We start from the raw sequence: 24091 nt of genomic DNA, 5'->3' as shown, positions 1-24091 counted from the left end.
ATATAGACCAATTGATATAATAGATAGACAATATGCGAGAGATTTTACTCTTCTCGCATAAATAAGTGTCTAAGGTAACATTTCACATGTTCTAACGGGGTCGTTTGTTTGAGTGCGGTGGTCATCGATAGACCCCCAATCACCATTGAATGAAGGAGAGAAGCCAGCTCATCCGCTTTGTTTTCTTCATATCCGCTGTTCATGAGCTTTTCTTTCACAAGCTTTTGCCAGCGGATCATTTCTTGTTTACATGCAGTATGAAGCTGCGTATGTTCTGGCTTGGATTCTGCCGCCAGCAAGACAATCGGAATGCCTCTTTCATTTTCTTGCTCCGTAAACCCCCAGATGATGTTTGTCATAAAGCGGTCGATGGCGATATAAGGATCATCCGAATAGGCAAAGCTTTCTTCAATTCGATTGATGACCTTTTGACTAATATATTCAACGGCTGCTATGGCTAGCTCTTCTTTTCCGTTTGGAAAATAATAATAAAGAGATCCTTTAGGCGTGCCGCTCTCTCTAATGATTTGATTCAATCCTGTCGCATGATACCCCTGTTTGCGTAAAAGAAGTGCGGCCGTTTGAATAATTCTATCCTTCGTACTCACGTGTGACACTCCTTTCCCTCCATAGACCAATGTCGTTTCAACGTATGAGTTGATTTGTTCCTTTCCAAATCGAGGATGTCTCCATCTCTGCTGCAAGCCGCAGCAGCCAATCCTCTTTCCCCTTAGGTGCTGTGACCTGTACCCCTAAAGGCATGCCCGCCTTAGTGAGATGAACAGGAACGCTCATAGAAGGCTGACCCGTTAAGTTGGCAAGCTGTGTAAATGGTGTGTAGGTCAGACTCTTTAAGAACATGTCATAAATGAGATCCTGCTGCGCTTGCATTGAGAGAGATGACACACGTAAAAGTTCTGTGATTTCTTCTTTCGAATGCATCAACTCACCAACCTTAGGAGCTGAATAGGCAGTCGCTGGTGTCACAAAGAGATCATAGGTTTGATGAAATGACGCCATTTGTGCAGCCGCCATATCCCATGCATCAAGACTTTCTGTGTAAGCAGCAGCGGTTACATTCTTGCCAGCCTCTGCCAACACCCATGCCACGATGTCTGTTTCCTCCGGATTGACTGGACGTCCTAATGAACGATTCAAGGACGTGAATAGTGCAGACATTTCTCCGCTGTTCATGACGTAGTATTGCTGCATCAGATGAATTCCATCGATTGCAGGCCTTGCTTCTTCTACTTGGTGCCCTTGATCACTCAGCCATTTCACTGTTTGCTGCACCGCCTGCTTCGCTTCCTCACTGACCTTCGTACCAACTGGAGATTCTACAATGTAAGCAATTCGCATAGAAGATGTACGTTTCTCTAGATCTTCTTGATAGCTGCCGTCGTATAATGGCGTTTGGAAAGCCGCTTCAGGCTGAATGACTTGAAGTAGATCAAGAAGGGCTGCACTGTCCCGCACTGTTTTTGTAAGTGTAAAGTCAATGGATGCCCCTTGCCACTGCCTTCCTGCGCCTGGTCCTACCGGCGTTCTTCCTCTTGTTGGTTTGAGACCGAACAAACCTGTAAAGGATGCTGGAATCCGAATGGACCCTCCACCATCACTTGCTCCACCAGCAGGTACGATGCCGCTCGCAACAGCTGCTGCCGTCCCGCCGCTTGAACCGCCAGGAGAATAGTCAGGATGCCAAGGGTTCCTCGTTGGACCATGTAAAGCAGGTTCTGTTACATTTCTTAATCCGAATTCTGGTGTGTTTGTATGTCCCATCATGAGAAATCCAGCCTGCTTCAATCGCTGGACAAAGTGGGAGTCCGTTTTTGCCTTTACATCCTTTAATAATGCAGCTCCTGCTGTCAGCGGTTCATTTTCCAGCCCTTGCGATATATTTTTCAGTACAAATGGAACGCCCGCAAACGGCTGATTCGTATGTAATGTCTTGATTTCTTTTAATACTTGATCTTGTCTTGTCTGAATCAACGCATTTAGTTCAGGATTGACCTCATTCAGTCTAGCAAATGCAGCTTGTACAAGCTCGTCTGGCGTTACCTGCTTATTCCGTACAAGTGCCGCCAAGCCAATCGCATCATACGTCATATACTCTTTTACGTTCATCAGCATATCCTACTTTCTCTTATTATGTTCTCTCTATTGTCTACTAGATTTGTATGAATTTCAATTTCAGGTTACTTGTAAAAAAAACTTTCTGACAAACAATATGATTCTTCTAACCATCCTTCTCATTTCTCCGATATAATAGAGAAAAAAAGACGGAGGTCATCGTATGCAAGGGGCTATCGCCTTGAAAAAGAAAATATTCGTAGTCATCGCGTTTCTTCTTGCGTTGACAACTGCCTTGCCTTACCATTCGCAGGCAGCTGCACCGCCAAAAGAAACAGATGTCATCATCGTCTATAAAAACCAAAAAGGAAAGCAAACAGCGATTGAAGAAAGTGAAAAAGTGAACGCACAGTACATACATCTTCCTGCTGTCGCTGTGACAGCAGATGAACAAGCGGTCACGTCACTCAAAAAAGACCCTAACATCGCGTATGTCTCAAAAAACATAAAAGTCAAACTCGCTTCTTCTACGATGAAAAAAACCGCTGCCTCTACGAATCAGGATGCATTGGTTCAAAAATCTTACAACCTGCAAAAGCTGAATGTAAAGCAAGCGATAAAAGAAGGCGTCACGGGGAAAAATGTGAAGGTAGCCGTTTTGGATACTGGTATTTCTCCCCATGAGGATTTAAAGATATCCGGCGGTAAATCATTCGTGAACTACACTTCCTCCTATAAAGATGATGAAGGACACGGCACACATGTCGCAGGAACGATTGGTGCCCTCAATAACGATTACGGCACAGTCGGCGTCGCTTCTGGCGCGAAGCTGTATGCTGTGAAAGTGTTAGATAAAAAGGGAGAAGGCGACTTGTACAGTCTGCTTCGAGGAATCGATTGGGCTATTAGCAACAAGATGGATATTATGAATTTAAGTCTAGGTTTTGAAGACAATATCCCTATTTTGCGTTCAGCAGTGGATGAAGCATACAAAAGAGGACTGCTTGTGGTCGCTGCAAGCGGGAATGATGGGAAGAAGAATCATATCAGCTATCCTGCCGCCTACAATAGCGTCATTGCCGTTTCTGCAACGACGGACAAAGACAAACTCGCTTCTATCTCAAATACAGGGAAAGGTATTGAATTTTCTGCCCCTGGTCAGAACGTCATTAGCACTTATTTAAAAAATGAATATTGGTATGCAACAGGTACATCACAAGCTGCACCGCATGTCACAGGCATGCTGGCACTGTTGAAGCAGCTTCATCCGAAGAAAACAAATGTTCAGCTTCGCACCTTATTGCGCAGCTATACAGTGGATCTTGGCGCAAAAGGAAAAGATCCACAATTCGGCTATGGCCGCGTGCAATATATACCACAATCAAGCTTTTTGAAGGCTGCGACTAGCGCTGTCAAAACAGCCGAAACTTCTAAAAAGCAGGCAGATGTCAATCAAGCCAAAACGAGAATTGGCCGACTCACTGCAAGTAAGCAAAAAACAGCACTCACTGAACGGGTGAAAAAGGTACAAGGAACCATTGATATCCGCTTGGCACGTGCAAAGGTTCAAACAGCCGAAAAAAGCAAAACACAAGGCGCCATTAAAAGCGCACAAGCGGCCATCAAAAAGTTAAACAAAGGCAAAGAAAAAACAAGCCTGCAAAATCGGCTCGACAAAGTCAAAAAACAGGTCGCCTATCAAAAGAAAGTGACAGACGCCAAACAAAAGGTCAAAAAAGCGGAAACCAAACGAACGAAGAAAACAAAAGCAGCGGCGCAATCCGCTGTCAAACAGCTAAAAGCTTCTAAAACGAAAACCAGTTTACAAAAACGATTAAACCGTATCAAGGTGTAACAGAAAAAACGATTCCTCGCTGAAAGGAATCGTTTTTTTCTATTTTAACAGCGGTGCAAACAAGCTGTGATGATATTTTCCATCAACATCTGCCCTCACTTGATCAAGTATGTTTTCTAACGAAGCCATCACACTCTCTAATGCTCGGTGCACTGAACCTTGTTCAAAATCCACTAAACTCTCTGGCAACTCATCTTCATCCAATACAAAAAAATCACCATTCGGAAGAACGAGAAGATCAACAATGAGGTCTTCAAACATGACCAGCTGGCCGTTGAACGATGTATTCCCCACAATATTAAAATAAGAACCTAGTTCCTTCCCTTGATCATCTCTCCAGAAATACATATTGTAAGGACGATCCTTCCAATAATAAGCGGTCGTATAGCTCCCTTTTGGAATCGTCAGAGCACCATCACCTGCCCTCATCGTAAACGTGTCTTCAATCTTGTGAAACAGCACAGCCTGCTGTCCCTGTGCGTCTAACAGCTGACAAGTATGTTCCACAATCTTCTGATCGTATTTGATTTTTCTCTCGATTACTTCATCCCACCGATCCGCATGTAGCGAAAACAACATGTCACAACTCCCTCTTGCATCTAGATTCTCTCTTTCCAGTATACACCGATTTTTTTTGAAAAAATAAAGGGTTGCTACATTCACATATGGAAGACCTATTGATGAGGTGAAATAAATGAACGGAATCACGATTCTTGAAAACCTTACACAGCTTGGACAAATCATCCTCATTTTTTGCGGCTATGCCCTTTATTGGCGGCTGGTGAAAACGAAGAGAGAACGAAGGCTATCTCCTTATGAGCGCATGTTAAAATTCTTTGTTATGTTCGGTTTAATCTCGTGGGGGATATCATATTGGGCGCTTATACTGTGGGCGTAAATAAAAAAAGAAGAGCTGTCCATCGAGGACGTGCTCTTCCTTTTATTATGCGTGATGTGATGAACCAGCTGGTTGTTCTTTCTGGATGACATATTGATAGCTTTTAACATGCGTCCCATTTTGATTCACAAATTCTTTATCTAGTGCACGCTCAAAGCCCATTCTTTCATAAAGACGAATGGCAGCCTGCATTTTATCAGAGGTATGAAGGTACAGAACATTTTCGCCCCATGATTGCGTGAGCTCAATACTTTTACGTAACAATGACTCTGCAATTCCTTTTCCTCTGACATCGGGATCTACTCCTAAAAACCGGACGATGGCTGATGTAATGCCCATTTCGGGTTTGTCATACGCTTGCTCTGATGATCGGAACATTTGAAGCGTCCCTACGACCTGACCTTCAAGCTCCGCCACAAGCATCAGCTCCATGTTTGGATTATCTACAGCTGCTGCAAGCGCAGCAGAATAATTTTGCCAGCCTTCCTCTGTAAATTGAGGCTCATACTGTGAATAGGATTTGATTAGTACGTGTCTAATGGCCTCATGATCTTCTTTGACTGCTTGACGAATGATCAGCTCTTGCTGCTCCATGTCAGCACCTCCTGTTGTTTAATTGCCAGATATACGTATCATGCAAATACTGCATGTCGATGACCTTGTTCTTTTCTCTACTCATTCAATGTAAAGAGTCTCCTTCGAAAGATCAATTATTTTGCACGGAATCCTCTTTGAAAATTTCCATTGAAAAGGGACGCTCGATTCATTATGCTGTTTTGAGGAAGTATACGAGGAGTGTAATGTCATATGAGTTCTTTATCTTATTCCCAAGAATCGAAAAAAAACCGATTTCTCCTTGCTGCATTGCTTGGTTCTTTAACCGCCCTTGCACCGCTTGCAATGGATATGTATTTACCTGCATTGCCTCATATTGCACGAGATTTTGAAGCAAGCACTGCTTTGTCCCAATTAAGTCTGATGGCTTGTCTGATTGGACTCGCGCTTGGACAACTGATTGCAGGTCCTATTAGTGATACGATCGGCAGAAGAAAACCGCTGATGATCGGCTTAATCATTTTTATCGCCGCCTCTCTTTTATGTACGGTGGTCTCGTCGATTTGGATGTTCATTCTCTTAAGATTGATTCAAGGACTCGCCGGTTCAGCAGGCATTGTCATTGCACGAGCCATTGTGCGAGATCATTATGAAGGCTCAGAAATGACGAAATTCTTTGCACTGCTCATGTTGGTCAACGGGGTTGCTCCGGCAGCGGCACCTATTGTGGGCGGACAGATGTTACGCTTCACCACATGGCAGGGTGTATTTGTTCTATTAGGCATCCTCGGGGCCTTGATGCTGCTGAGATCTATTTTTTCACTTCAAGAAAGTTTACCTACGGAGCGCAGACAGACAGGAGGCTTTCAACAGATTGTAAGTGCCATGAAAATTTTAGCGAGTGATCGTCTCTTTGTAGGGTATGCCCTCTCGCAAGGTCTTGTATTCGCAGCGATGTTTGCTTATATTTCTGGCTCACCGTTTGTGCTTCAGGAGCTTTTCCACCTTTCTCCACAAGGATTCAGTGCTGCCTTTGCAGTGAATAGTCTTGGGATCATCACAGCTGGACAAGTATTTGCCCGCGTCGCTGCTAAAATCGGCGAAGAGAAGGTTCTTCGCATTGGGTTGCTGACAGCTGCCTTAGGCGGCATCACCTTATTTTTGATGATCTCCATTGATGCTGGATTATATGGCATTCTCATTCCGCTCTTTTTTGTGGTCTCAAGCGTTGGAATTGTCGGCACCTCTGCCCCGTCTCTTGCGATGCAGCATCACGGCGCACATGCAGGAAGTGCGGCTGCCCTGATCGGTGTGGCACAAATGCTGCTAGGCGCCTGCATGACACCTCTTGTCGGACTAGCCGGAAGCCAAACAGCCTTTCCAATGGGCCTGATCATTATGCTTTGTGAACTAGGTGCACTTTGCTGTTATTTCTTCTTTGTAGCCAGAGCAAAAAAACCCGCATAAGCGGGTTTTTCAGATTGTTGACAAAGGGCTAAAATGATCTTGATTTTAGCCCTTTGTCTTCTTTTCAGCGTGATAGAAAACCTTTGAAGTCTAGGAAGGACGAGTACTGGCGCGGAGCGAATTTGACATTCGTGAGCACCAGCACGCAGGACTGACACCGAATGCGAGGGTTTGTCTACACGCTGAACCCGCATAAGCGGGTTTTTCATTTAAGGCTTGCTCCAATTGATAGTGCGGAACACATTGTTCTGGTCATTGTTGTGATATGCATCTAGGTCAAAGCCCGATAGTCCAAAACCGATTGCCATGATCATTCCTCCGGCAACGGTGAAGATGATCCCCCATTTGATGCATTGCTTTTTTAAATCATTCACATTCATATTCTCACGACCTTCTTTTTAAACATTCCCATGAATGCCTTAGTGGTTTGAACAGTCATTTGAACAAATAGCTTTGTCAAATACACCGTGGCCATGCCGCATAATAATCCGACACCTAATAGAAGAATACCAACGCCAATTTGCGTCACCACCACATGCAAACCGTCCTGAAAGATAAATGGAGAACCAATGATGCTCCAAAAACCTCCGAGCAGACCAACTAGCGTCACTGTACCTGTCACGAGCGGAATGCACCAAATCACCATATACACAGAAAGAATTAGTAGGAAGACTGTTGCTAGAATACTGCCCCATAATGGAAAGCCTAAAATGAGGATGGAGAGCCTTGTGGCTTTTTCTCCAAACGTCGGCACCTGAACGGTTTTAATTCCTTGTTCCTTCAAAATCCCTTCAGCGATGATAGCAGGCTGCCCGACTTGATCGACCGCTTCCTGTTCACTGTATCCATCTTCTTGATAATCCTCGATCATTTCATCGTAATACTCGATGAACCGGTCACTTTCTTTTTCGCCTAGACGATGCAGGTGCTTCTCTAAGCTGGCTAAAAATTCTTTTTTATTCATTGCCCTGTCCTCCAGAAATAAAGTCGTAAATCGCCATCACTTGATCCCATTCCGCTAAAAACTGCGCCATATGCTCACGGCCGCTTTGTGTCATCCGGTAGTATTTTCTTAATCGACTATTATGTTCCTGGGAATAGGTCTCCACATAATTGTTTTGCTCTAATCGCTTTAATATCGGATATAATGTCGATTCTGAAATCTCAATACAATGGGACATATCTTTAATCATTTGATAACCATAGGAATCGCCTTTCTTTAATACCGCCAGTACACAGAATTCCAGTAAACCTTTTTTTAATTGTGCATTCATGATTACAACTCCTAACCATTTATACTATACATTACATAGTATAATGTGACAAGAGGTATAAATATAAAAAAAAGACCCTTTTGGGGTCCTTTCGTTTTTATATATTCACAAATCCTTCTCCGAACACATCACGCACGTCATGGACAACAACGAATGCGTCTCGATCAATTTTCTTAATGATTTTCTTTAGACGCATAAGCTCTTGTTTTTGAATGACTGCATAGAGAATTTCCTTCGATTCCTTTGAATAATGACCGCGTCCGTTTAAAATCGTCACGCCTCGATCCAAGGTGTGATTGATTTCTTCGGCAATATCATCTTTGCATGAAGAAATGATCGTCACTGCCTTTTTCGTGTTAAGCCCTTCTATCACGAAGTCCATCACCTTTGTCGCCACGTACAGCATCACAATCGTGAACATTAATTTTTCCGCACCAATAATAAAGTAGGAAGCAAATACGACGATCAGATCAAAGAACAAGATGGCGTAGCTCACGTTCCAGTCTAAATACTTGTTGGCAATTCTTCCGAGTATGGCAGAACCCGCCGTTGTACCGCCTGCTCTTAGCACAAGACCAATCCCAATTCCGATAATGATTCCTGCGAAAATGGCCCCAATGATCAATTCGTGAACATTCACGACCCATGTTGTGGTCAGGTGTAAAAATAGGGAGTTACTTGCGACGGCAACCACAGTATAAATCGTCGTCTTCTTGTCCAAATATTTATACCCGACAAGCAGCAGAATGGCATTAAACACTAGGTTCGTCAGCCATGGTGCAATTTCAAACAAATAATAGAAAATGATGGACAGCCCCGTTACACCGCCTTCACCAAATTCAAGCGGAATGACAAACATGTTCACTGCGGCGGCAAATAAAAAAGAACCAATTAGAATCATTGCGATATCTTTTACACATTTTTTCAATTTCTTCTTTCCTCCTTTTTAAAGCATATAAAAAACCCTCTTTCTGCACGAAAGAAGACAGTCGTTGAACAAAAAAAATCAAAAGACAGCGCCTTTTGACGAAGCTTTCTGAAATGAACCTTTCCATAATATATATCTCTTTTTAGAGGCTGTCAATGACTTGGTTTTCTATTATTTTGACTGCATGTTTATGCATGGAAACCCGCATGTTTTCAGGGTTTTTCCGCGGTCACATGCTTTTTCCTCTCCTTGACAAAAACACTTTAGTCATTTAAACTACTGCCTCATATCATATCCATCATTTCCGACTAAAAAGGAGGGTGTTCCATTCGATGAATCCTATTCAAAGCCGTTTACAGGCTCACGCACCTTTAATTTTAGACGGTGCACTTGCAACAGAGCTTGAACGAAAGGGCTGCAATTTAAACGACAGTTTATGGTCAGCCAAAATACTGATTGAACAGCCAGAATTGATTCAGCAAGTACACTTGGATTACTTCCAAGCCGGAGCTGACTGTGCCACAACAGCGAGCTACCAAACAACGATTGATGGCTTCGCTGAAAAAGGCTATTCAAAAGAAGAAGCCATTGAACTAATGAAACGATCTGTCACTTTAGCAAAAGAGGCACGCGATCTTTTTTGGCAGGATGAAGCGCGTCGTAAAGGGCGGACAAAACCATTTGTCGCAGGATCTGTGGGGCCATTCGGCGCTTATTTATCTGATGGTTCAGAATATAAAGGAAATTACGGACTCACAGAGCAGACACTCATTGATTTTCATAGACCAAGGATTCAGGCATTAGTAGAAGCTGGTGCAGATATTCTTGCGTGTGAAACGATCCCTTGTCTCATTGAAGCAACGGCCATTGCAAAGCTGCTGCAAGATGAATTCAGTGGTGTATCTGCTTGGATTACATTCAGCGCGAAGGACGACCTTCATATTAGTGAAGGAGATTTGCTCAGAGAATGTGTACAAGCACTGGAACCTTATGAACAGATCGCTGCTGTGGGTGTAAACTGTACGCCGCCGCAATTTATCTCGTCTCTCATTCAAGAGATGAAAAAGGGGACGAGCAAACCGATTGTCGTGTATCCAAACTCAGGGGAATTATATGATCCTGAAGAAAAGGTATGGAGCGGAGATACGCCTCAGCATACATTTGGTGAATGTGCGCATCAATGGTATCAAGACGGCGCGCATATCATCGGCGGCTGCTGCCGGACGACCCCAGAAGATATCACGGACATCTTAAAACTTACCACAGCATAGCACCATGAATCATCACACATACTTCTAAGCAAAAGGGCGGGAAGACATGGAACAAGCAAAAGATCAGTCACAACAATATCAACGAAAAATGACGAGCCGCCACCTGTTCATGCTTTCTCTAGGCGGCGTCATTGGAACAGGGCTCTTTTTAAGCTCTGGGTATACCATCAATCAAGCAGGACCCGCGGGGACGATCCTTGCCTATCTTGTCGGGGCATTAATTGTGTATCTCGTGATGCTCTGTTTAGGTGAGCTGTCTGTGGCAATGCCGGTTACAGGGGCCTTTCATACGTATGCAACAAAGTATATTGGACCCGGCACAGGCTATACAGTCGCTTGGCTCTACTGGCTGACATGGACAGTCGCGCTCGGATCGGAATTTACAGCGGCAGGGCTTTTAATGCAGCGCTGGTTCCCGGACACATCGGTTTGGATGTGGAGCGGTGTCTTTGCTCTTCTTATCTTTTTACTCAATGCGTTTACAGTTAAATTTTTTGCAGAATCAGAGTTTTGGTTTTCCAGCATTAAAGTAATGGCTATTATTCTCTTTATTATTCTTGGCGGAGCTGCGATGTTTGGCTTGATTCCGTTAAAAGGCGGTGAGGCCGCTCCGTTCCTTTCTAACTTCACCGGGGAAGGCGGTCTTTTCCCAAACGGCTTTTTACCGATTTTAATGACGATGCTTGCCGTCAATTTCGCTTTTTCAGGTACGGAGTTAATTGGGATTGCTGCGGGTGAAAGCGTCAATCCTGACGAGACCATTCCAAGAGCGATTCGCACAACCGTACTGCGTCTTGTCTTGTTTTTCGTTGGAACGATCGTGGTCTTAGCCGGCTTGATCCCAGTGGAAGAAGCCGGGGTGATCAAAAGTCCATTTGTTGTGGTGTTTGATCGCATCGGGATTCCATATGCCGCAGATTTCATGAATTTTGTCATTTTGACAGCGATCTTATCTGCCGCAAACTCTGGACTATACGCGTCATCCCGTATGCTCTGGTCACTTTCTGAGGAACGGACACTGCCTAAGAAACTGGCGAAGCTGACATCTAAAGGAATTCCTTTGAACGCACTGATTTTAAGTATGATCGGTGGGATTCTTTCTTTGTTCTCAAGTGTCATCGCACCAGAAACGGTATACCTTGTCCTTGTTTCGATCTCTGGACTGGCCGTTGTGATCGTGTGGATGGGGATTGCTGCCTCACAATTTATGTTTCGGAAACGTTTTTTACAGGAAGGCGGACAGCTCCATGATCTTTCCTTTCGAACCCCGCTCTATCCAGTGGTTCCGATTGCTGCCTTCTTCCTGTGTCTTGCCTCTGTGATTGGCATTGCCTTTGATCCAAATCAGCGGATTGCCCTTATCTGCGGCATTCCTTTCATCGCGCTCTGCTATGCTGCCTATTATGTGACAGCTTGGATTCAGAAAAAACGTGAAGAACCTGGTGTTTAACGCCAGGTTTTTTTCTATCGAAAACAATTTGACAAAAAAGGATATCGCTAGTAAAAGAAGCACACTTTGGTATATGATAGGAATCTATGATTTTCAGGATGAATCAAGGGAGTTGTCACTAATATGGACATGACCATTACAAGAGCATTAAGTGAACTGAAAATGTTAGATAAGAGAATCAACCGAACCGTTGATGAAGCCGTACTTGGTGGATTGATGATCGGGAAACATATACAACACGGATTTCAACATCAAGAAGACATCGAAAAGAAGGCGAAGGCTGATGACCAATCGATTCAAGCATTAATCAAGCGCCGGAATGCCATCAAATCAGCCATCGTTGTGTCGAATGCGACGACAACGATTGATGTTGCGGGTGTCAGCATGACGGTGGCAGAAGCGATTGAACGGAAGACGTCGATAGAATACGATATTCGTTATTTACGGAAATTGAAAAAGGTGTACACAGAGCTAGTAGACAAAGCAGAACAAACCAATGAAGATGTGAAGAAGAGGCTCGACCAGCATTTAGAAACCTTGTTTGGAAAAGACGGAAAAACACAAGCGGCTGCCAACCAAGAGATCGTCAAGTCGTTCCTCGCTGAAAACGAGGCGACGATCATCGATCCGCTTCGTCTTCGAGTGAAGATTGAAAAGCTTTCGACCGAGATTGAGGATTTTCAAATGGAAGTTGATTTTTCCTTGTCAGAAAGCAATACACTAACGAAAATACAGATCGATTAATCAATTTTGTTAGTGAGCCGAAAATCGATAGAACTAAACACCTCCGAGGGAAAGGTCATTCCCTCCTCATCTGATCATCTCTGGATGATCCTTGATAAAAGTTCAAGGATCAACGTTCAAGTGTAAAAGTTCTTATCCATCAAAGCTCAGAATTAAAAGGTAAACGCTCGATCGAATCTGGGAGTCACGGCTCATGAGTGTTTGTTTATCGACTCTTTCGGTTGCCGCCCAGCAGGTTTGCTAACAAAAAGAAAAGGATGTCACATGAAGACATCCTTTTTTCTATGAAAAAAAACGACAAGGCTTTCGCCAAGTCGCTTCTTCCAGCAGATTAGTAACGGGATGTATATGCCAAATGGTACACACTTGTGACATTTGAAGATAGCTTGATGTCGTTTGAAGTGAACGTCACTGGAACGATATCGTAGTAATGTGTAGACCAGCCTGCATTATTGTATGTTTGGTAGCCTGCACCTGCAGGAACTTGAAACGTCAGTGAAAATTGTCCATTTACGTCTGTTGTGCCTGTCGCTGTTTGAGCATATGATTTAATTGCTGCTTCAAAATAAAGCTGAATCGGCTGATTAGGCATGAGATTTCCACTTGTATCTTTTAGTGTTCCTTTAAACGTAGCTGGATAATAAGAACCCACGCGATATTTACTGCCATAGCCGTAATTCACTAATCCACTATCGGCTGCGGTGACACTTGTTACTTGAACGGAAGCTGGTACTGCCCCTGTTTCCTCTGCATGTGCAAAGGTTGGGAATACGAGAAGCAATGATAGAAAGAAAGCAAACATGATTTTTTTCATCGATAAATCCTCCTTTTTTTCCTGCTATATTACTATCGACATTAATTGGTATTTTTCCAGTAACAAGCAAAAAAACTTCCCTTTTTTAGAAAAGGAAGTTCCAGATTGTTGACAAAGGGCTAAAATGATCTTCATTTTAGCCCTTTGTCTTCTTTTCAGCGTGATAGAAAACCTTTGCAGTCTAGGAAGGGCGAGCACAGGAGCGGAGCGAATTTGACATTCGTGAGCACCGGAGCACAGTCCTGACAAAGAATGCGAGGGTTTGTCTACACGCTGAAACTTCCCTTCTTTAGAAAGGGAAGCTCTCCTCTTACTTTTTCACAACAACAACCTTCACCGCTTTGCTTTCTCTTTTTCTCACATCAGAAGCGGTCACATACAAGACTGTTTTGGCTTTTTGCGGTTTTATTTGGGCAGTAAATGCGCCCTTGTTATTTGTTTTTACCGTTTTGATGACTTTCTTTGATTTATTTTTCACTTTAATGGTCAATCCTGCACCCGCAGTCCCTTTGACCGTTTTACTTTTAACCGTTACTTTGCCCACTTTCGGCTTAGCTGGTGCTTTGCCTTTTTTGACGACTGTTTTGAGCGTTGTAGCGGCCTTTCCTTTTGAAATCTTAATGTGAAGGACTTTGTTTTTGTTCTGATGCTTGATCTTCACGCTAAAGGTTCCATTTTTGCCTGCTATGCCTTTTCCAAGCAGTGTTTTGCCTCTATACACAGAAATAGCAGCGCCAGCCTTTGCTTTACCTGTCACCTTTTGATGCTGATCCTCCACTTTGCTCACAGATGCGTTCAGTTCGACAGCACTTAAAGCAGCAAATGCATTCAGTCTGCCATGTCCTGTCATCCAATCGATCCCTGGAATTTTCGGATCGACAATTGGCTCATCGTTTTCATCATAGAAAACGTCATCTGTTCCATCAACAGAAGTAAAGGAGATATTATCGGCTGTTCTTTGCAAGATATTCCTTACTTGATTCGGCTTCAAGGTTGGATTTTTAGAAAGAAGTAATCCTGCTGCCGCGGCCACATATGGTGTCGCCATTGATGTCCCGCTCAGGTATGAGACATTCCCATCTGGCATTAAGCTTGGAATATCAGATCCTGGTGCAGACATGCTCAGTCCTTTACCAAAGCTTGAGAATTCAGCGGCAATATCCATACGGTTGCTTGCGCCAATGGCCATTGCGTATTTTGATGTCGCAGGATAGCCCATTTCTGGAACGCCATCATTTCCACTCGCCACAACCACTAGTACATTTCTTTGAGCCGCATAGTTCATTGCATATTCAATTACCCGGCTGTAGTAGCCGCCAAGGCTCATGTTGATGACCTTTGCGCCTTTATCTACTGCATGCTTAATTCCAAGTGCAATATGCTCTGTATCGCCAAAGCCATAGGCATCCAGCACCTTTACAGGAATGATGCCCGTATGTTGGTTAAGACCTGCCATTGAGTAATGATTATCGGATTTTGCGGCAATGATGCCCGCCACATGCGTACCGTGTCCATTGTCATCAATCGCATCTTTGTTTCTTCCAATGAGATTCGCACCTAAGTCCGTACGAACAGTCCCGCTTAAATCAGTCAAACGGCTGTCTACACCTGTATCCACAACTGCAATTAATGTTTGCTTCATTTTGCTTGTGCCAATCAGTGTATTCATTTGTTCAAATTTGACGTCAGCGCCTTTTTTCCCGCTGTTTTGCGCACTGTTTTTCAGCGGCCACTGGTAACCATACTGCACGTCATTGCTTAGTGCACGATAGGTTTGAACAGGCTCCGCAAATTCAACATTCGGCATGCTGGACAGCTTTCTTGCAGTGCTTTTGATGACAGCTTTGCCTGCTTTTAAAGTCTTTCCAGCTGATTCTTGCCCTGCTGGCACATCATAGACATACATTCCTTTAAACAAAGGACTTACTGACTGCGATGTCACGCGGTTTTCTTGGATTCCATAGCTTTTCATCTTCTTTTTCGCAGATTGAAGCGTGTGGCCATCCTTTAATTTAAAAATGATCTTATTCGTCTTCACTTTCTCTTCTTTTACAAGCTTTTGCTTTTCTAATACATAACCGATCGATTTTCCTTCAAGCTGATCGATTCCAATGTTTTGACTCACTGCTTCTAATTCCTTCTTTAAATAGGCAGGACTTGCTTCTTTGAGCATATTAAAAAGGGAACGGATCGCCTGTTGTTCTTTCTCTGTCACAATATGACCGCTAAAAGCACCATTTTTCTCTACGTCATTTAGCAGTGACTTTAATGTCAGCAGATGATTGTATACCTTTTGCTGCTCATTTTTTTGTTTGATGAGTTTCGATTTGAGAAATGGCTTTGTTTTTTGGAGCACACGGCTCAGCTTCTGACCATTTGGTGTTTCATTAAAACGTTTATCTTCGATTGTACGAATCGATTGGAGAATTTCTCGCCCGTACTTTTTCTCAATAATAATGATACCAGGCTCATCGTCTTCAGGGAAAACGGGTTCAGAGGGCGGAAGGTTAGCTCCTTTATACCCGATTGCATAAGCCGCATCCTCTTCCTCATCACGGCTGTCTTCCTCCGACCCTAAATAGAGCACTTTGACAAAGTAAGGACCTGACCATGCATGAGGGAAGTCGATCTCTGTCTCTCCACTTGCAGTGTCCACACGATATCTCGAATAAGTGTCATCCTTCATCGCTCTGTCTTTACTTGGATAGACCGATACGGATAATACTTGTTTACTTTTCACAGAAATTTTCATATGTGTATGTTTTGCCACCTCTTGTGCTGATGGCGTGATTTGGTACCATGACTCTTCCATTTCATTCTGTAATGTCCCTGAGATGACTTCACCATTTTTTAACCCAATGGCTTCATTGACATTTGTTCCTTTACTGGCAGCTGCTGCCTCGTATCCAGGTAATGCCGCCATACAGAGAATGATGGCCATGAGTACGATCACACAGGATTTGACCTGCTTTTTGAACATGAAAAGACCCCCTTATCTTTTGTAATACCTTGGAAGAATATCACAGAAATGCATTTAGTAGAATCTGTTTTTTACATAATTAAACTCGTTTTAAGCTAGGATTTGAGATATACAGACAGCAAGACGAATAGCTTCATAAACTTTTTGCCATTTCAAACGGAAAATGATGCTATTTAACCATGTCGAAAAGTACATTACAATCAACTTGTAAGCGCTTAACAAACAAGAGAGAAGGGATCAGCTTGTTCCAAAAAGATCATGTTTTCACACAAGTAGACGGACGATCAAAGAATGAGATTTTACAATACATTGCCGAGAAAGCTGAAGACCTTCAGATTACAAACGATCAGGCGGGGTTATTATCAGATTTGTTGACTCGCGAAGACGAAGTCTCAACAGGACTTCAGCAAGGCTTCGCCATTCCTCATACAAAAAGCTCCGCTGTTCAAACGGCTTCACTTCTTTTTTTAGAGTTAGAACAACCGATTGAATGGGGAAGCTTTGACGATTTACCCACAAGTTATTTATTTACACTGCTCGTTCCATTAGAAGAAGCAAACATCACACACCTGAAATTACTGTCAGGCATTGCGACAAGCCTCATGGAACCTGCTTTCATCGAAAAGATTCAACCAGGTCAAACCGCTGACTATTATTACGAAGTCATTGAACAACAATTGAAAGAGGGGATTACACAATGAAAATTGTCGGTGTCACTTCATGTCCAGCAGGGTTAGCTCATACACCAATGGCAGCAAAAGCGTTAGAAAATGCGGGTAAACAGCTCGGACACGAGATCAAAATCGAGCAGCAAGGAATTATGGGACAGGTGAATGGCATTACACCAGAGGAAGCAAGACAGGCAGACCTTTGTATCATTGCCTCCAATCAGCATATCAACGATGCGGAACGTTTTTCAGGCATTCCCACAGTACGTGTCGAGATCGGACGCGCCTTAAAAAATGCCGAGCAAATCATCACAAAAGCTGTAGCACTTGTTGAAAAGAAAAAATCTGAATCTCAATAAACGTGAGCAATGCCATATAGAAAGGAGCAAAGCAAAATGAAAGCAAAATTAAAAGTCATTGAAGGCCATCTCATGACCGGTATTTCTTATATTCTTCCTGTAATCATCGGTGCCTCCCTTATCGTTGGTTTAGCAAAACTAGTCGGATTAGGATTTGGTGTTTCAGATTTAAACGCCTATAAGGATGCTGGTGGCATACTGCACGGCGCCTATTTAATGGAGCAGGTTGGTTGGACAGGGATTGGCTTAATGAACGTCCTGCTCGCTGGATTTATCGCCTATTCGATTGCGGATAAATCAGGGCTTTCGGCCGGTTTCATCGGTGGTGCCCTTGCCAGCTCAACGAATGCTGGATTTATCGGTGCCGTTATTGCAGGCTTCTTCGCAGGATATGTCGCTCTTTTTGTGAAACGAAAAATTCAAATTAAAGGCTCCGCAGCCGGACTTGTTCCTCTGCTCATCTTACCGCTCATTACCGTTGGCTTAACTGGACTTCTCATGTCCGTTCTGCTGGGCGGGCCATTAGGTGCTTTGAACACAGCATTAATTGAATGGATCAAAGGCATGGTCGCTGACGGGACAAGCACACTCGCACTCGCTCTCATTCTAGGTGCGATGATTGGCTTTGACCTTGGCGGACCAGTGAATAAATCTGCTTGGATGGCAGGTAACGCGCTCTTCCTATCAGGCGTCTACCTCCCTGCCATTCTCGTCAATATTGCGATTGTCATTCCGCCGCTTGGATACGGGCTTGCGACATTGATTCGAAAACGCAATTTCTCTCCAACCTTTAGAGAAGCAGGACGTGGCGGCCTTGTCATGGGCATTATCGGTATTACGGAAGGGGCGATCCCTTTTACCCTCGTCAATCCATTGAAATTGATTCCGCTCAATGTTGTCGCATGTGCTGCTGGAAGCGGGGTTGCTGCATTATTAGGTGTCCATGACATCATGCCGCCAATTGGCGGGCTATACGGCTTCTTCTCAGTCGGAAACTGGTGGGCTTATTTAATTGGAGCTCTCACTGGCGCACTCGTCATCGGTATTGGCGCCAACCTGCTTGTCAATTTCTCTGAGAAAAAAGAACCAAAAACGCCGGAACATGATCAGAAGCAGAAAGAAGAAGACGATTTTGACCTTGTGCTAGAAGGATAATTTGAACAAAGAAAGGTGTCGTTACTCAATGACTGTTAATGTACATGTGATTCCACATACTCACTGGGACCGGGAATGGTATTTCACCACCTCCCGCTCCCGTATCTACTTAATGAAAAGCGTAATGGACATTTTAGACACTCTTGAAACAGATGAAAGGTTCCATTACTTCATGCTCGATGCCCAAGCATCCTTACTGGATGATTACCTCAAATGGCGTCCAGAGGATGAGAATCGAATCAAAAAGCTCGTCACAGCCAAACGTCTCATCATCGGCCCGTGGTATACCCAAACCGACCAGCTCGTCATTTCAGGTGAATCCATTGTACGGAACCTGCAATATGGAATTGAACGCTGTCAGCAGTTCGGTCATGTGATGAAAGTCGGTTATGTCCCTGATTCCTTTGGTCAATCCGCACAAATGCCTCAAATTTACCGCGGCTTCGGCATTGTGGATACAGCTTTTTGGCGCGGCGTTTCAGACCATATGACGAATCACACTGAATTCAATTGGCAAGGGGCTGACGGCAGTGAAGTCTTTGCGGTGAACCTGCCATTTGGCTACTACTACGGTGGTAATATTCCTGAAAAGGATGAGGACTTACAAGCCTTTTTATCTGAAAAAATCGGTGCGCTGCAAGCAAAGGCAACCACAAAGAATGTCTATTTCCCAAATGGCTTTGACCAGGCACCGATCCGCAAAAACCTGCCTGACTTATTAGAAAAAGCCAATGAACTGAACGAGCACCACTATCAAATCAGCAGTTTAGAAGATTACATTGCAGCAGTGAAAAAAGAGCGGACGTCTTTTGAAACTTTAAAAGGAGAGCTCATTCATGCGAAGCATATGCGGATTCACAAATCTATTTTTTCAACACGAGCTGATTTAAAAATCTTAAACAATCAAATTGAAAACTATCTCGTCAATGTGATGGAGCCTATCCTCACGATTAGCTATTCACTCGGACACGACTTTCCGCATGATACGGTTCGTGATATTTGGTACCTCATGTTTGAAAATGCAGCGCATGACAGCATTGGCGGCTGTAATAGTGATACGACGAATCAAGATGTCTTCTTCCGCTACAAGCAGGCAAAGGAAATCGCCGAGAACCTTGTGGACTTACACATGCGTCTCATCGCCATTCGACTGCAAACAGAGCAAGAAATCACGTTTACTTTATTTAATACACTGCCTTCAAAGCGTTCTGAAGTTATTGAAGTTGAAACCTTTATCACAGAACGTCCTTTTACACTAAAAGATGCCAATGGAAAAACGCTTCACTACACAGTAAAAAGCAAAACTGATGTCACAGATTATGTGCTGGCACAGCAAATTTCTCTTAACCCAAGTAAAGATGTGTACATGCCAAAACAAGTATGGAAAGCCGTTTTACTGATCGAAGCCACCAGCTTACCATCCGTTGGTTATACACAAGTCAGCATGGTTTTCGATGAATCAAGCGAATCTGCATGGGAACAAACAGAAGGACACGCGATTGAAAATACGTATTACCGCATTGCGGCAAATGACAACGGATCGCTGGAGATCACAGATAAACAAACTGGCCGGACATTCTCTGAGCAAATGATCTTTGAAGACAATGGAGACGATGGGGATTCCTACAACTATTCCCCGCCGCGTGAGGATCTGTATGTGTCATCCAAGGATCTTTCATCAGCAGACATCACAGTGTCTAAAAGCGGCTTGCAAGAAGAGCTCACCGTCCTGCTTACTCTTACTGTCCCTTATGACTTAGAAGAGCGCTCTCAGCAATCAGTCACGACTTCACTCCCGATTACAGCAAAGGTAGCATTAAATAAAGATGAGCCTGTCATCCGTTTTCATGTCGATGTCGACAATCATGCGTTAGACCATCGTCTGCGTGTCCTCTTTGATACAGGCATCGCATCAAAGGTATCACTGAGCGATCAGCAGTTTGGAACCATCGAACGCCCGACAGAGCTCACGCAAGAGCTTGAATGGTGGAGTAATGAGCATTGGGAAGAAAAACCGATCACCATTGAACCGATGCAATCCTTTACTGCACTTCGTGATGAAGCATATGGTGTCGCTCTATTGACGGACTGCGTGAGAGAATATCAGATCACAGGAGAAGGCTACACAACAATTGCGTATACGCTTTTCCGCTGTTTCGGAAAAATGGGGAAAGAAAATCTTCTTTACCGTCCAGGACGCGCATCTGGTGAAAAAATTGTTGAGACACCTGACGCTCAGCTACAAGGTGCACTGTCGTTCTCATTTGGCATGCACTATAGCAAGGATGCTGTCAGCGAGGGGCACTTAGCGCAGCTTGCCAAGCGGTATACAACCCCAGTTCAATGCTACGAACGGGCAGACTTTTTAAACGGTCGTTTAATTTTCTCTTTCCGAGATGAAAAAGAAGACTTACAATCTACTTATAGCCTGCTTGACATTGAGACAGACGGAGCCATTCTAAGCGCTCTGAAAAAAGAAGAGCATGGAACAGGCATTGTCATCCGTCTCTTCAATCCATTTTTAACGCGTCAAACAGCCGCTTCAATCAATAGTTCATCTCTACAGCACGGAGAAACAGCGAATTTAGGCGAAACACCTGAAGGACATATACTCAAAGCACAACATGGATCATTACACATTGAACCGCTCACACCTTGTCAGGTACAAACCTACATTGTAAAGAAAAAATGAACATGTAGGGGCGGGGTCCATTTGGATTCCGCCCCTCTTTAATGGAGGGCATTGATCATGCGAATTGGAGGCATTGAAGCAGGCGGAACAAAATTTGTCTGCGGCTACGGAACAACAGATGGAACGATTGAACACACGACTTCCTTTGCAACAGGTAATCCAGATGAAACATGCCGGCAAGTAATCGATTACTTTACAAAGCATCCTGTCGATGCCATTGGCATTGGGGCATTCGGGCCTGTCGATGTAAAAGAACAAAGCCCAAGCTATGGGACGATTTTAGAGACACCCAAAACAGCCTGGCGCCAATTCCCTTTCCTTTCTACTTTAAAACAAGCCCTTGGACTCCCTATGAAGCTTGATACAGACGTGAACTGTGCAGCACTCGGGGAAGCCCGCTTTTCGGTTGAAGCAGAAAAGCCTGCTTCTTTGGTCTATATCACTGTTGGAACCGGAATAGGCGGCGGTGCCTATATTGAACACCGCCTCATTCACGGGTTGCTGCATCCAGAAATGGGTCATATCACAGTGCAGCGGCACCCTCATGATTCCTACGGTGGCTGCTGCCCTATACACCATGACTGTTTAGAGGGACTGGCATCAGGACCTGCCATAGAAGGGCGCTATCATACACTGGCACAAATACTGCCAGAGGATCATCCTGCCTGGTCACTTCATGCCTACTATCTCGGACAGATGACCGCCAATTTATTACTCACCCTTTCGCCAGAGCGCATCATTCTCGGTGGAGGTGTGATGAAACAGCCCGCTATGCTGCCGCTCATTCTTGATGAAACAGAAAAGCGGCTTCATGGGTATTTACAACTGCCAAAGCCTTTAAATGAAATTATCACCAAGCCATCCTTTGATGGATTATCAGGTTTAATGGGCGCCATCGCTCTTGGTACTGATGCCTTACAGGCGCAAGGAGCCGCGCAATGATGATGACGGCAGATCCTCGAACCTATCAGCTGATTCAGCAGCTATTTGAAACGAAGGGGTTCGTGAAGCTGGAGGAGCTCACTGCCTCTTTTCGCTTATCTGACCGCTCCATCCGTCATTTAATCAAAGAAGCAAATGAGCAATTAAAGGAAGCTGGAGCCAAGATTAAAACGATCCGCGGAAAGGGATACACCCTATTAACGAGTGACCAAGATGCCTTCCTGCTTTGGCTTCATCAACAAAAGCTTCCTGCCCGCTCTCTCGTCCCCGTCATGCCAGAAGAGCGTGTACGATTTATCATGAGGAAGCTATTGCTTCAACAGGATTACTTAAAAATTGACCAGCTGGCTGAAGAACTGTTCATCAGCCGCATGACGGTCAGCAGTGATTTGAAAAAAGGACGAGAGCTGTTAGCCCGTTACGGTATGACCCTTGTGTCAAAGCCTGGATTTGGCTTAAAAATTGAGGGAGACGAATTGCAAAAAAGAACATGCTATGCAGACTTACTCCTTGAAGAAGAGCCTGCACTTTCTCATATCACCGAGCGGGAGCAGCTCCATTTTCCCGATATTTCTCTTGAAACCATTCGATCTATTGTCCTGACGAACCTGCATCAAGAGTCATTGCTCATTAAAGACATTGCCTTAAAAAACTTAGTCATTCACTTAGCAATTGCGATTCAGCAAACACGAAAAAACCAGCGGATACCCGCCAGTACCACTCGTACACAACGATCACCCGTCTTGATGAGAATTGCCCAAAAGATCATACAGCAGGTGAGTGACACCTTTCATGTCACCTTATCAGAGGATGAAACAGATTACTTAGTCATGCATCTATTGGCAAATCAAACGTGGAAAGAAGCCGCCCAGCATCAGACGACAGTGGAAGTTCAGCAGGCGGTTGCGGTCTTTCTACAGCACATTGAGAAAATGAGCGGCCACCACTTTGCAGATGACAACATCCTGCAGCAAGACTTGATGCTTCATATGAAGCCATTATTAAATCGAATCCAATATGGCGTATCCTTACAAAATCCGCTGTTGCATGAAATCAAAGCGTCCTATCCATACCCGTTTGATTTAGCTGTCAGCGGACTGAATGCCTTACAGCTGGTGCGGACGCCAAATGAAGATGAGGCGGCATATGTTGCCCTGCATATCGCTGCTTCTTTTGAAAGAAGTCAGCTCGATACATCGCAAAAAAAGAAAGCCATTATCGTGTGCGGTTCTGGACTAGGGACGGCAAGACTGCTTGAAATTAAATTGAAGGCAGCCTTTCAGCACGAACTGGACATCGTCGAGCTTTATTCCTATCAGGATTATCTCATGAGCACCACCCTTCCCTGTGACGTCATCATTACAACCGTCCCGCTCGCATCAAAGGGAAAACCAGTGATACAGGTTAGCGCCTTTTTTGAACAACATGATGTACAGCGGGTGAATGAGGTCATTCATTTATTAAATGGACACGGGACTCCCTCGCAAGAACTGATGGCGTTTTTTCAAGAACGATTAACCTTATTGAACGCTGACCTATCCAGTAAGGACGAGGTATTAGACACACTATGCAGCCATTTAGAAACGTATCAGCTAGTATCGTCATCTTTTCGGTCCTCGGTGCTTGAGCGGGAGCAAATGTCGTCTACCTACCTTGGAAAAGGGATTGCCATGCCGCACCCGCTCATCACAAATGAAGGCACATCCTGCGTAGCCATCGCACACTTAAAACAGCCGATTGACTGGCAGGGAAACCAAGTATCACTTGTCTTTTTATTAGCCATTCATAAAGATGACGCAGCCTGCATGAATCAATTCTTTGAACAAGCCGTTGATTTACTGGATAATCCAAACCGCATTCACGCTCTGAATCAATCAAAAACATTCGATGAGCTGATGAATGCGTTGTTTCAATAAGATCAAACAAAAGGCCGCCCAGCTGTTGATGAGGCGGCCTTCGTGTGATT

The 24091-nt window shown here is 44.1% G+C and carries 22 protein-coding genes; 12 read left to right on the top strand and 10 right to left on the bottom strand.

What is annotated here, in order from left to right; genetic code table 11:
- Positions 1-44 precede the first annotated feature (44 nt).
- On the bottom strand, positions 45-608 hold the full coding sequence (locus tag MHB79_RS01480) for a TetR/AcrR family transcriptional regulator (RefSeq protein ID WP_340988743.1): 564 nt from the start codon (positions 606-608) through the stop codon (positions 45-47).
- A gap of 37 nt (positions 609-645) precedes the next feature.
- Positions 646-2127, bottom strand: coding sequence for an amidase (locus tag MHB79_RS01475; protein WP_340988741.1), 1482 nt, complete (start codon positions 2125-2127; stop codon positions 646-648).
- 169 nt (positions 2128-2296) lie between these two features.
- On the opposite strand from MHB79_RS01475, the gene MHB79_RS01470 reads away from it, so the two are divergent.
- Complete coding sequence (locus tag MHB79_RS01470; RefSeq protein WP_445661245.1) at positions 2297-3928, top strand: S8 family serine peptidase; 1632 nt, start codon at positions 2297-2299, stop codon at positions 3926-3928.
- Between the two features lie 39 nt (positions 3929-3967).
- Here the strand turns inward: MHB79_RS01470 and MHB79_RS01465 are convergent, their stop codons facing one another.
- A complete protein-coding gene (locus tag MHB79_RS01465; protein WP_340988738.1) occupies positions 3968-4507 on the bottom strand; it encodes a DUF402 domain-containing protein in 540 nt (179 codons plus the stop codon).
- Between the two features lie 115 nt (positions 4508-4622).
- Here MHB79_RS01465 and MHB79_RS01460 point away from each other — a divergent pair, with 115 nt between their 5' ends.
- Positions 4623-4826, top strand: coding sequence for a hypothetical protein (locus tag MHB79_RS01460; RefSeq protein ID WP_226804604.1), 204 nt, complete (start codon positions 4623-4625; stop codon positions 4824-4826).
- Positions 4827-4871: 45 nt separating this feature from the next.
- Here the strand turns inward: MHB79_RS01460 and MHB79_RS01455 are convergent, their stop codons facing one another.
- Entirely contained in the window at positions 4872-5420 is a 549-nt protein-coding gene (locus MHB79_RS01455; RefSeq protein WP_050943341.1) for a GNAT family N-acetyltransferase, read from the bottom strand.
- A 213-nt stretch (positions 5421-5633) separates the two neighbouring features.
- Here MHB79_RS01455 and MHB79_RS01450 point away from each other — a divergent pair, with 213 nt between their 5' ends.
- Positions 5634-6848, top strand: coding sequence for a multidrug effflux MFS transporter (locus tag MHB79_RS01450; protein WP_226804603.1), 1215 nt, complete (start codon positions 5634-5636; stop codon positions 6846-6848).
- A 209-nt stretch (positions 6849-7057) separates the two neighbouring features.
- Here the strand turns inward: MHB79_RS01450 and MHB79_RS01445 are convergent, their stop codons facing one another.
- The 4 genes from MHB79_RS01445 to MHB79_RS01430 all read right to left on the bottom strand — a co-directional run bounded on the left by MHB79_RS01445 (position 7058) and on the right by MHB79_RS01430 (position 9050).
- Positions 7058-7228 carry a hypothetical protein gene (locus MHB79_RS01445; RefSeq protein ID WP_170966021.1) on the bottom strand — a complete coding sequence of 57 codons (171 nt, stop codon included), beginning with the start codon at positions 7226-7228 and terminating at the stop codon, positions 7058-7060.
- Positions 7225-7812 carry a DUF1700 domain-containing protein gene (locus MHB79_RS01440; protein ID WP_050943346.1) on the bottom strand — a complete coding sequence of 196 codons (588 nt, stop codon included), beginning with the start codon at positions 7810-7812 and terminating at the stop codon, positions 7225-7227. Before MHB79_RS01440 ends, MHB79_RS01445 begins: the two co-directional genes overlap by 4 nt.
- Positions 7805-8122, bottom strand: coding sequence for a PadR family transcriptional regulator (locus tag MHB79_RS01435; protein ID WP_012008800.1), 318 nt, complete (start codon positions 8120-8122; stop codon positions 7805-7807). The genes MHB79_RS01440 and MHB79_RS01435 overlap by 8 nt, the downstream gene beginning before the upstream one ends.
- Before the next feature lie 97 nt (positions 8123-8219).
- Positions 8220-9050, bottom strand: coding sequence for a YitT family protein (locus MHB79_RS01430; protein ID WP_034320763.1), 831 nt, complete (start codon positions 9048-9050; stop codon positions 8220-8222).
- 332 nt (positions 9051-9382) lie between these two features.
- On the opposite strand from MHB79_RS01430, the gene mmuM reads away from it, so the two are divergent.
- From mmuM to MHB79_RS01415, 3 genes are all read left to right on the top strand, one after another.
- Entirely contained in the window at positions 9383-10321 is a 939-nt protein-coding gene (mmuM, locus tag MHB79_RS01425) for a homocysteine S-methyltransferase (RefSeq protein WP_284905816.1), read from the top strand.
- A 46-nt stretch (positions 10322-10367) separates the two neighbouring features.
- Positions 10368-11771 (top strand): S-methylmethionine permease, encoded by a 1404-nt coding sequence (gene mmuP, locus MHB79_RS01420; protein ID WP_050943350.1) that lies wholly within the window; start codon positions 10368-10370, stop codon positions 11769-11771.
- A gap of 123 nt (positions 11772-11894) precedes the next feature.
- Positions 11895-12515 carry a hypothetical protein gene (locus tag MHB79_RS01415; RefSeq protein ID WP_340988736.1) on the top strand — a complete coding sequence of 207 codons (621 nt, stop codon included), beginning with the start codon at positions 11895-11897 and terminating at the stop codon, positions 12513-12515.
- Positions 12516-12846: 331 nt separating this feature from the next.
- Here MHB79_RS01415 and MHB79_RS01410 read toward each other — a convergent pair whose 3' ends face one another.
- Positions 12847-13329 carry a hypothetical protein gene (locus MHB79_RS01410; protein WP_003217020.1) on the bottom strand — a complete coding sequence of 161 codons (483 nt, stop codon included), beginning with the start codon at positions 13327-13329 and terminating at the stop codon, positions 12847-12849.
- Positions 13330-13639: 310 nt separating this feature from the next.
- Entirely contained in the window at positions 13640-16309 is a 2670-nt protein-coding gene (locus MHB79_RS01405; protein WP_340988734.1) for a S8 family peptidase, read from the bottom strand.
- A gap of 179 nt (positions 16310-16488) precedes the next feature.
- Here MHB79_RS01405 and MHB79_RS01400 point away from each other — a divergent pair, with 179 nt between their 5' ends.
- The 6 genes from MHB79_RS01400 to MHB79_RS01375 are packed head-to-tail and all read left to right on the top strand — an operon-like array spanning position 16489 to position 24041.
- Positions 16489-17010 (top strand): PTS sugar transporter subunit IIA, encoded by a 522-nt coding sequence (locus MHB79_RS01400; RefSeq protein WP_223251400.1) that lies wholly within the window; start codon positions 16489-16491, stop codon positions 17008-17010.
- Positions 17007-17336: a PTS fructose transporter subunit IIB gene (locus tag MHB79_RS01395; RefSeq protein WP_034620720.1), complete on the top strand. Its 330-nt coding sequence runs from the start codon at positions 17007-17009 to the stop codon at positions 17334-17336. Before MHB79_RS01400 ends, MHB79_RS01395 begins: the two co-directional genes overlap by 4 nt.
- 36 nt (positions 17337-17372) lie before the next feature.
- Complete coding sequence (locus MHB79_RS01390; RefSeq protein WP_003217114.1) at positions 17373-18491, top strand: PTS fructose transporter subunit IIC; 1119 nt, start codon at positions 17373-17375, stop codon at positions 18489-18491.
- Between the two features lie 28 nt (positions 18492-18519).
- Positions 18520-21183, top strand: coding sequence for a mannosylglycerate hydrolase (mngB, locus tag MHB79_RS01385; RefSeq protein WP_340865438.1), 2664 nt, complete (start codon positions 18520-18522; stop codon positions 21181-21183).
- Positions 21184-21240: 57 nt separating this feature from the next.
- A complete protein-coding gene (locus tag MHB79_RS01380; protein ID WP_284905826.1) occupies positions 21241-22125 on the top strand; it encodes an ROK family protein in 885 nt (294 codons plus the stop codon).
- Positions 22122-24041, top strand: a complete 1920-nt coding sequence (locus tag MHB79_RS01375; RefSeq protein ID WP_340865434.1) for a BglG family transcription antiterminator — start codon at positions 22122-22124, stop codon at positions 24039-24041. Before MHB79_RS01380 ends, MHB79_RS01375 begins: the two co-directional genes overlap by 4 nt.
- The last annotated feature ends 50 nt before the right edge of the window (positions 24042-24091 follow it).

It is taken from the genome of Bacillus sp. FSL M7-0558, assembly GCF_038003245.1.
In the GTDB taxonomy this organism is placed as follows: Bacteria; Bacillota; Bacilli; order Bacillales; family Bacillaceae; genus Bacillus; species Bacillus pumilus.
The sequence above is the reverse complement of the archived record's forward strand: the minus strand, read 5'-3'. Positions and strand labels throughout refer to the sequence as shown.

Excerpts from the sequence above, each read along its gene's own strand:
- MHB79_RS01475 (WP_340988741.1), bottom strand. The coding sequence starts at position 2,127 with ATGAACGTAAAAGAGTATATGACGTATGATGCGATTGGCTTGGCGGCA.
- MHB79_RS01440 (WP_050943346.1), bottom strand. The coding sequence starts at position 7,812 with ATGAATAAAAAAGAATTTTTAGCCAGCTTAGAGAAGCACCTGCATCGT.
- MHB79_RS01390 (WP_003217114.1), top strand. The coding sequence starts at position 17,373 with ATGAAAGCAAAATTAAAAGTCATTGAAGGCCATCTCATGACCGGTATT.
- MHB79_RS01445 (WP_170966021.1), bottom strand. The coding sequence starts at position 7,228 with ATGAATGTGAATGATTTAAAAAAGCAATGCATCAAATGGGGGATCATC.
- MHB79_RS01470 (WP_445661245.1), top strand. The coding sequence starts at position 2,297 with ATGCAAGGGGCTATCGCCTTGAAAAAGAAAATATTCGTAGTCATCGCG.
- MHB79_RS01435 (WP_012008800.1), bottom strand. The coding sequence starts at position 8,122 with ATGAATGCACAATTAAAAAAAGGTTTACTGGAATTCTGTGTACTGGCG.
- mmuP (WP_050943350.1), top strand. The coding sequence starts at position 10,368 with ATGGAACAAGCAAAAGATCAGTCACAACAATATCAACGAAAAATGACG.
- MHB79_RS01395 (WP_034620720.1), top strand. The coding sequence starts at position 17,007 with ATGAAAATTGTCGGTGTCACTTCATGTCCAGCAGGGTTAGCTCATACA.
- MHB79_RS01375 (WP_340865434.1), top strand. The coding sequence starts at position 22,122 with ATGATGATGACGGCAGATCCTCGAACCTATCAGCTGATTCAGCAGCTA.
- MHB79_RS01450 (WP_226804603.1), top strand. The coding sequence starts at position 5,634 with ATGAGTTCTTTATCTTATTCCCAAGAATCGAAAAAAAACCGATTTCTC.
- mngB (WP_340865438.1), top strand. The coding sequence starts at position 18,520 with ATGACTGTTAATGTACATGTGATTCCACATACTCACTGGGACCGGGAA.
- MHB79_RS01410 (WP_003217020.1), bottom strand. The coding sequence starts at position 13,329 with ATGAAAAAAATCATGTTTGCTTTCTTTCTATCATTGCTTCTCGTATTC.
- MHB79_RS01405 (WP_340988734.1), bottom strand. The coding sequence starts at position 16,309 with ATGTTCAAAAAGCAGGTCAAATCCTGTGTGATCGTACTCATGGCCATC.
- MHB79_RS01460 (WP_226804604.1), top strand. The coding sequence starts at position 4,623 with ATGAACGGAATCACGATTCTTGAAAACCTTACACAGCTTGGACAAATC.
- MHB79_RS01465 (WP_340988738.1), bottom strand. The coding sequence starts at position 4,507 with ATGTTGTTTTCGCTACATGCGGATCGGTGGGATGAAGTAATCGAGAGA.
- MHB79_RS01455 (WP_050943341.1), bottom strand. The coding sequence starts at position 5,420 with ATGGAGCAGCAAGAGCTGATCATTCGTCAAGCAGTCAAAGAAGATCAT.
- mmuM (WP_284905816.1), top strand. The coding sequence starts at position 9,383 with ATGAATCCTATTCAAAGCCGTTTACAGGCTCACGCACCTTTAATTTTA.
- MHB79_RS01380 (WP_284905826.1), top strand. The coding sequence starts at position 21,241 with ATGCGAATTGGAGGCATTGAAGCAGGCGGAACAAAATTTGTCTGCGGC.
- MHB79_RS01400 (WP_223251400.1), top strand. The coding sequence starts at position 16,489 with ATGTCGAAAAGTACATTACAATCAACTTGTAAGCGCTTAACAAACAAG.
- MHB79_RS01415 (WP_340988736.1), top strand. The coding sequence starts at position 11,895 with ATGGACATGACCATTACAAGAGCATTAAGTGAACTGAAAATGTTAGAT.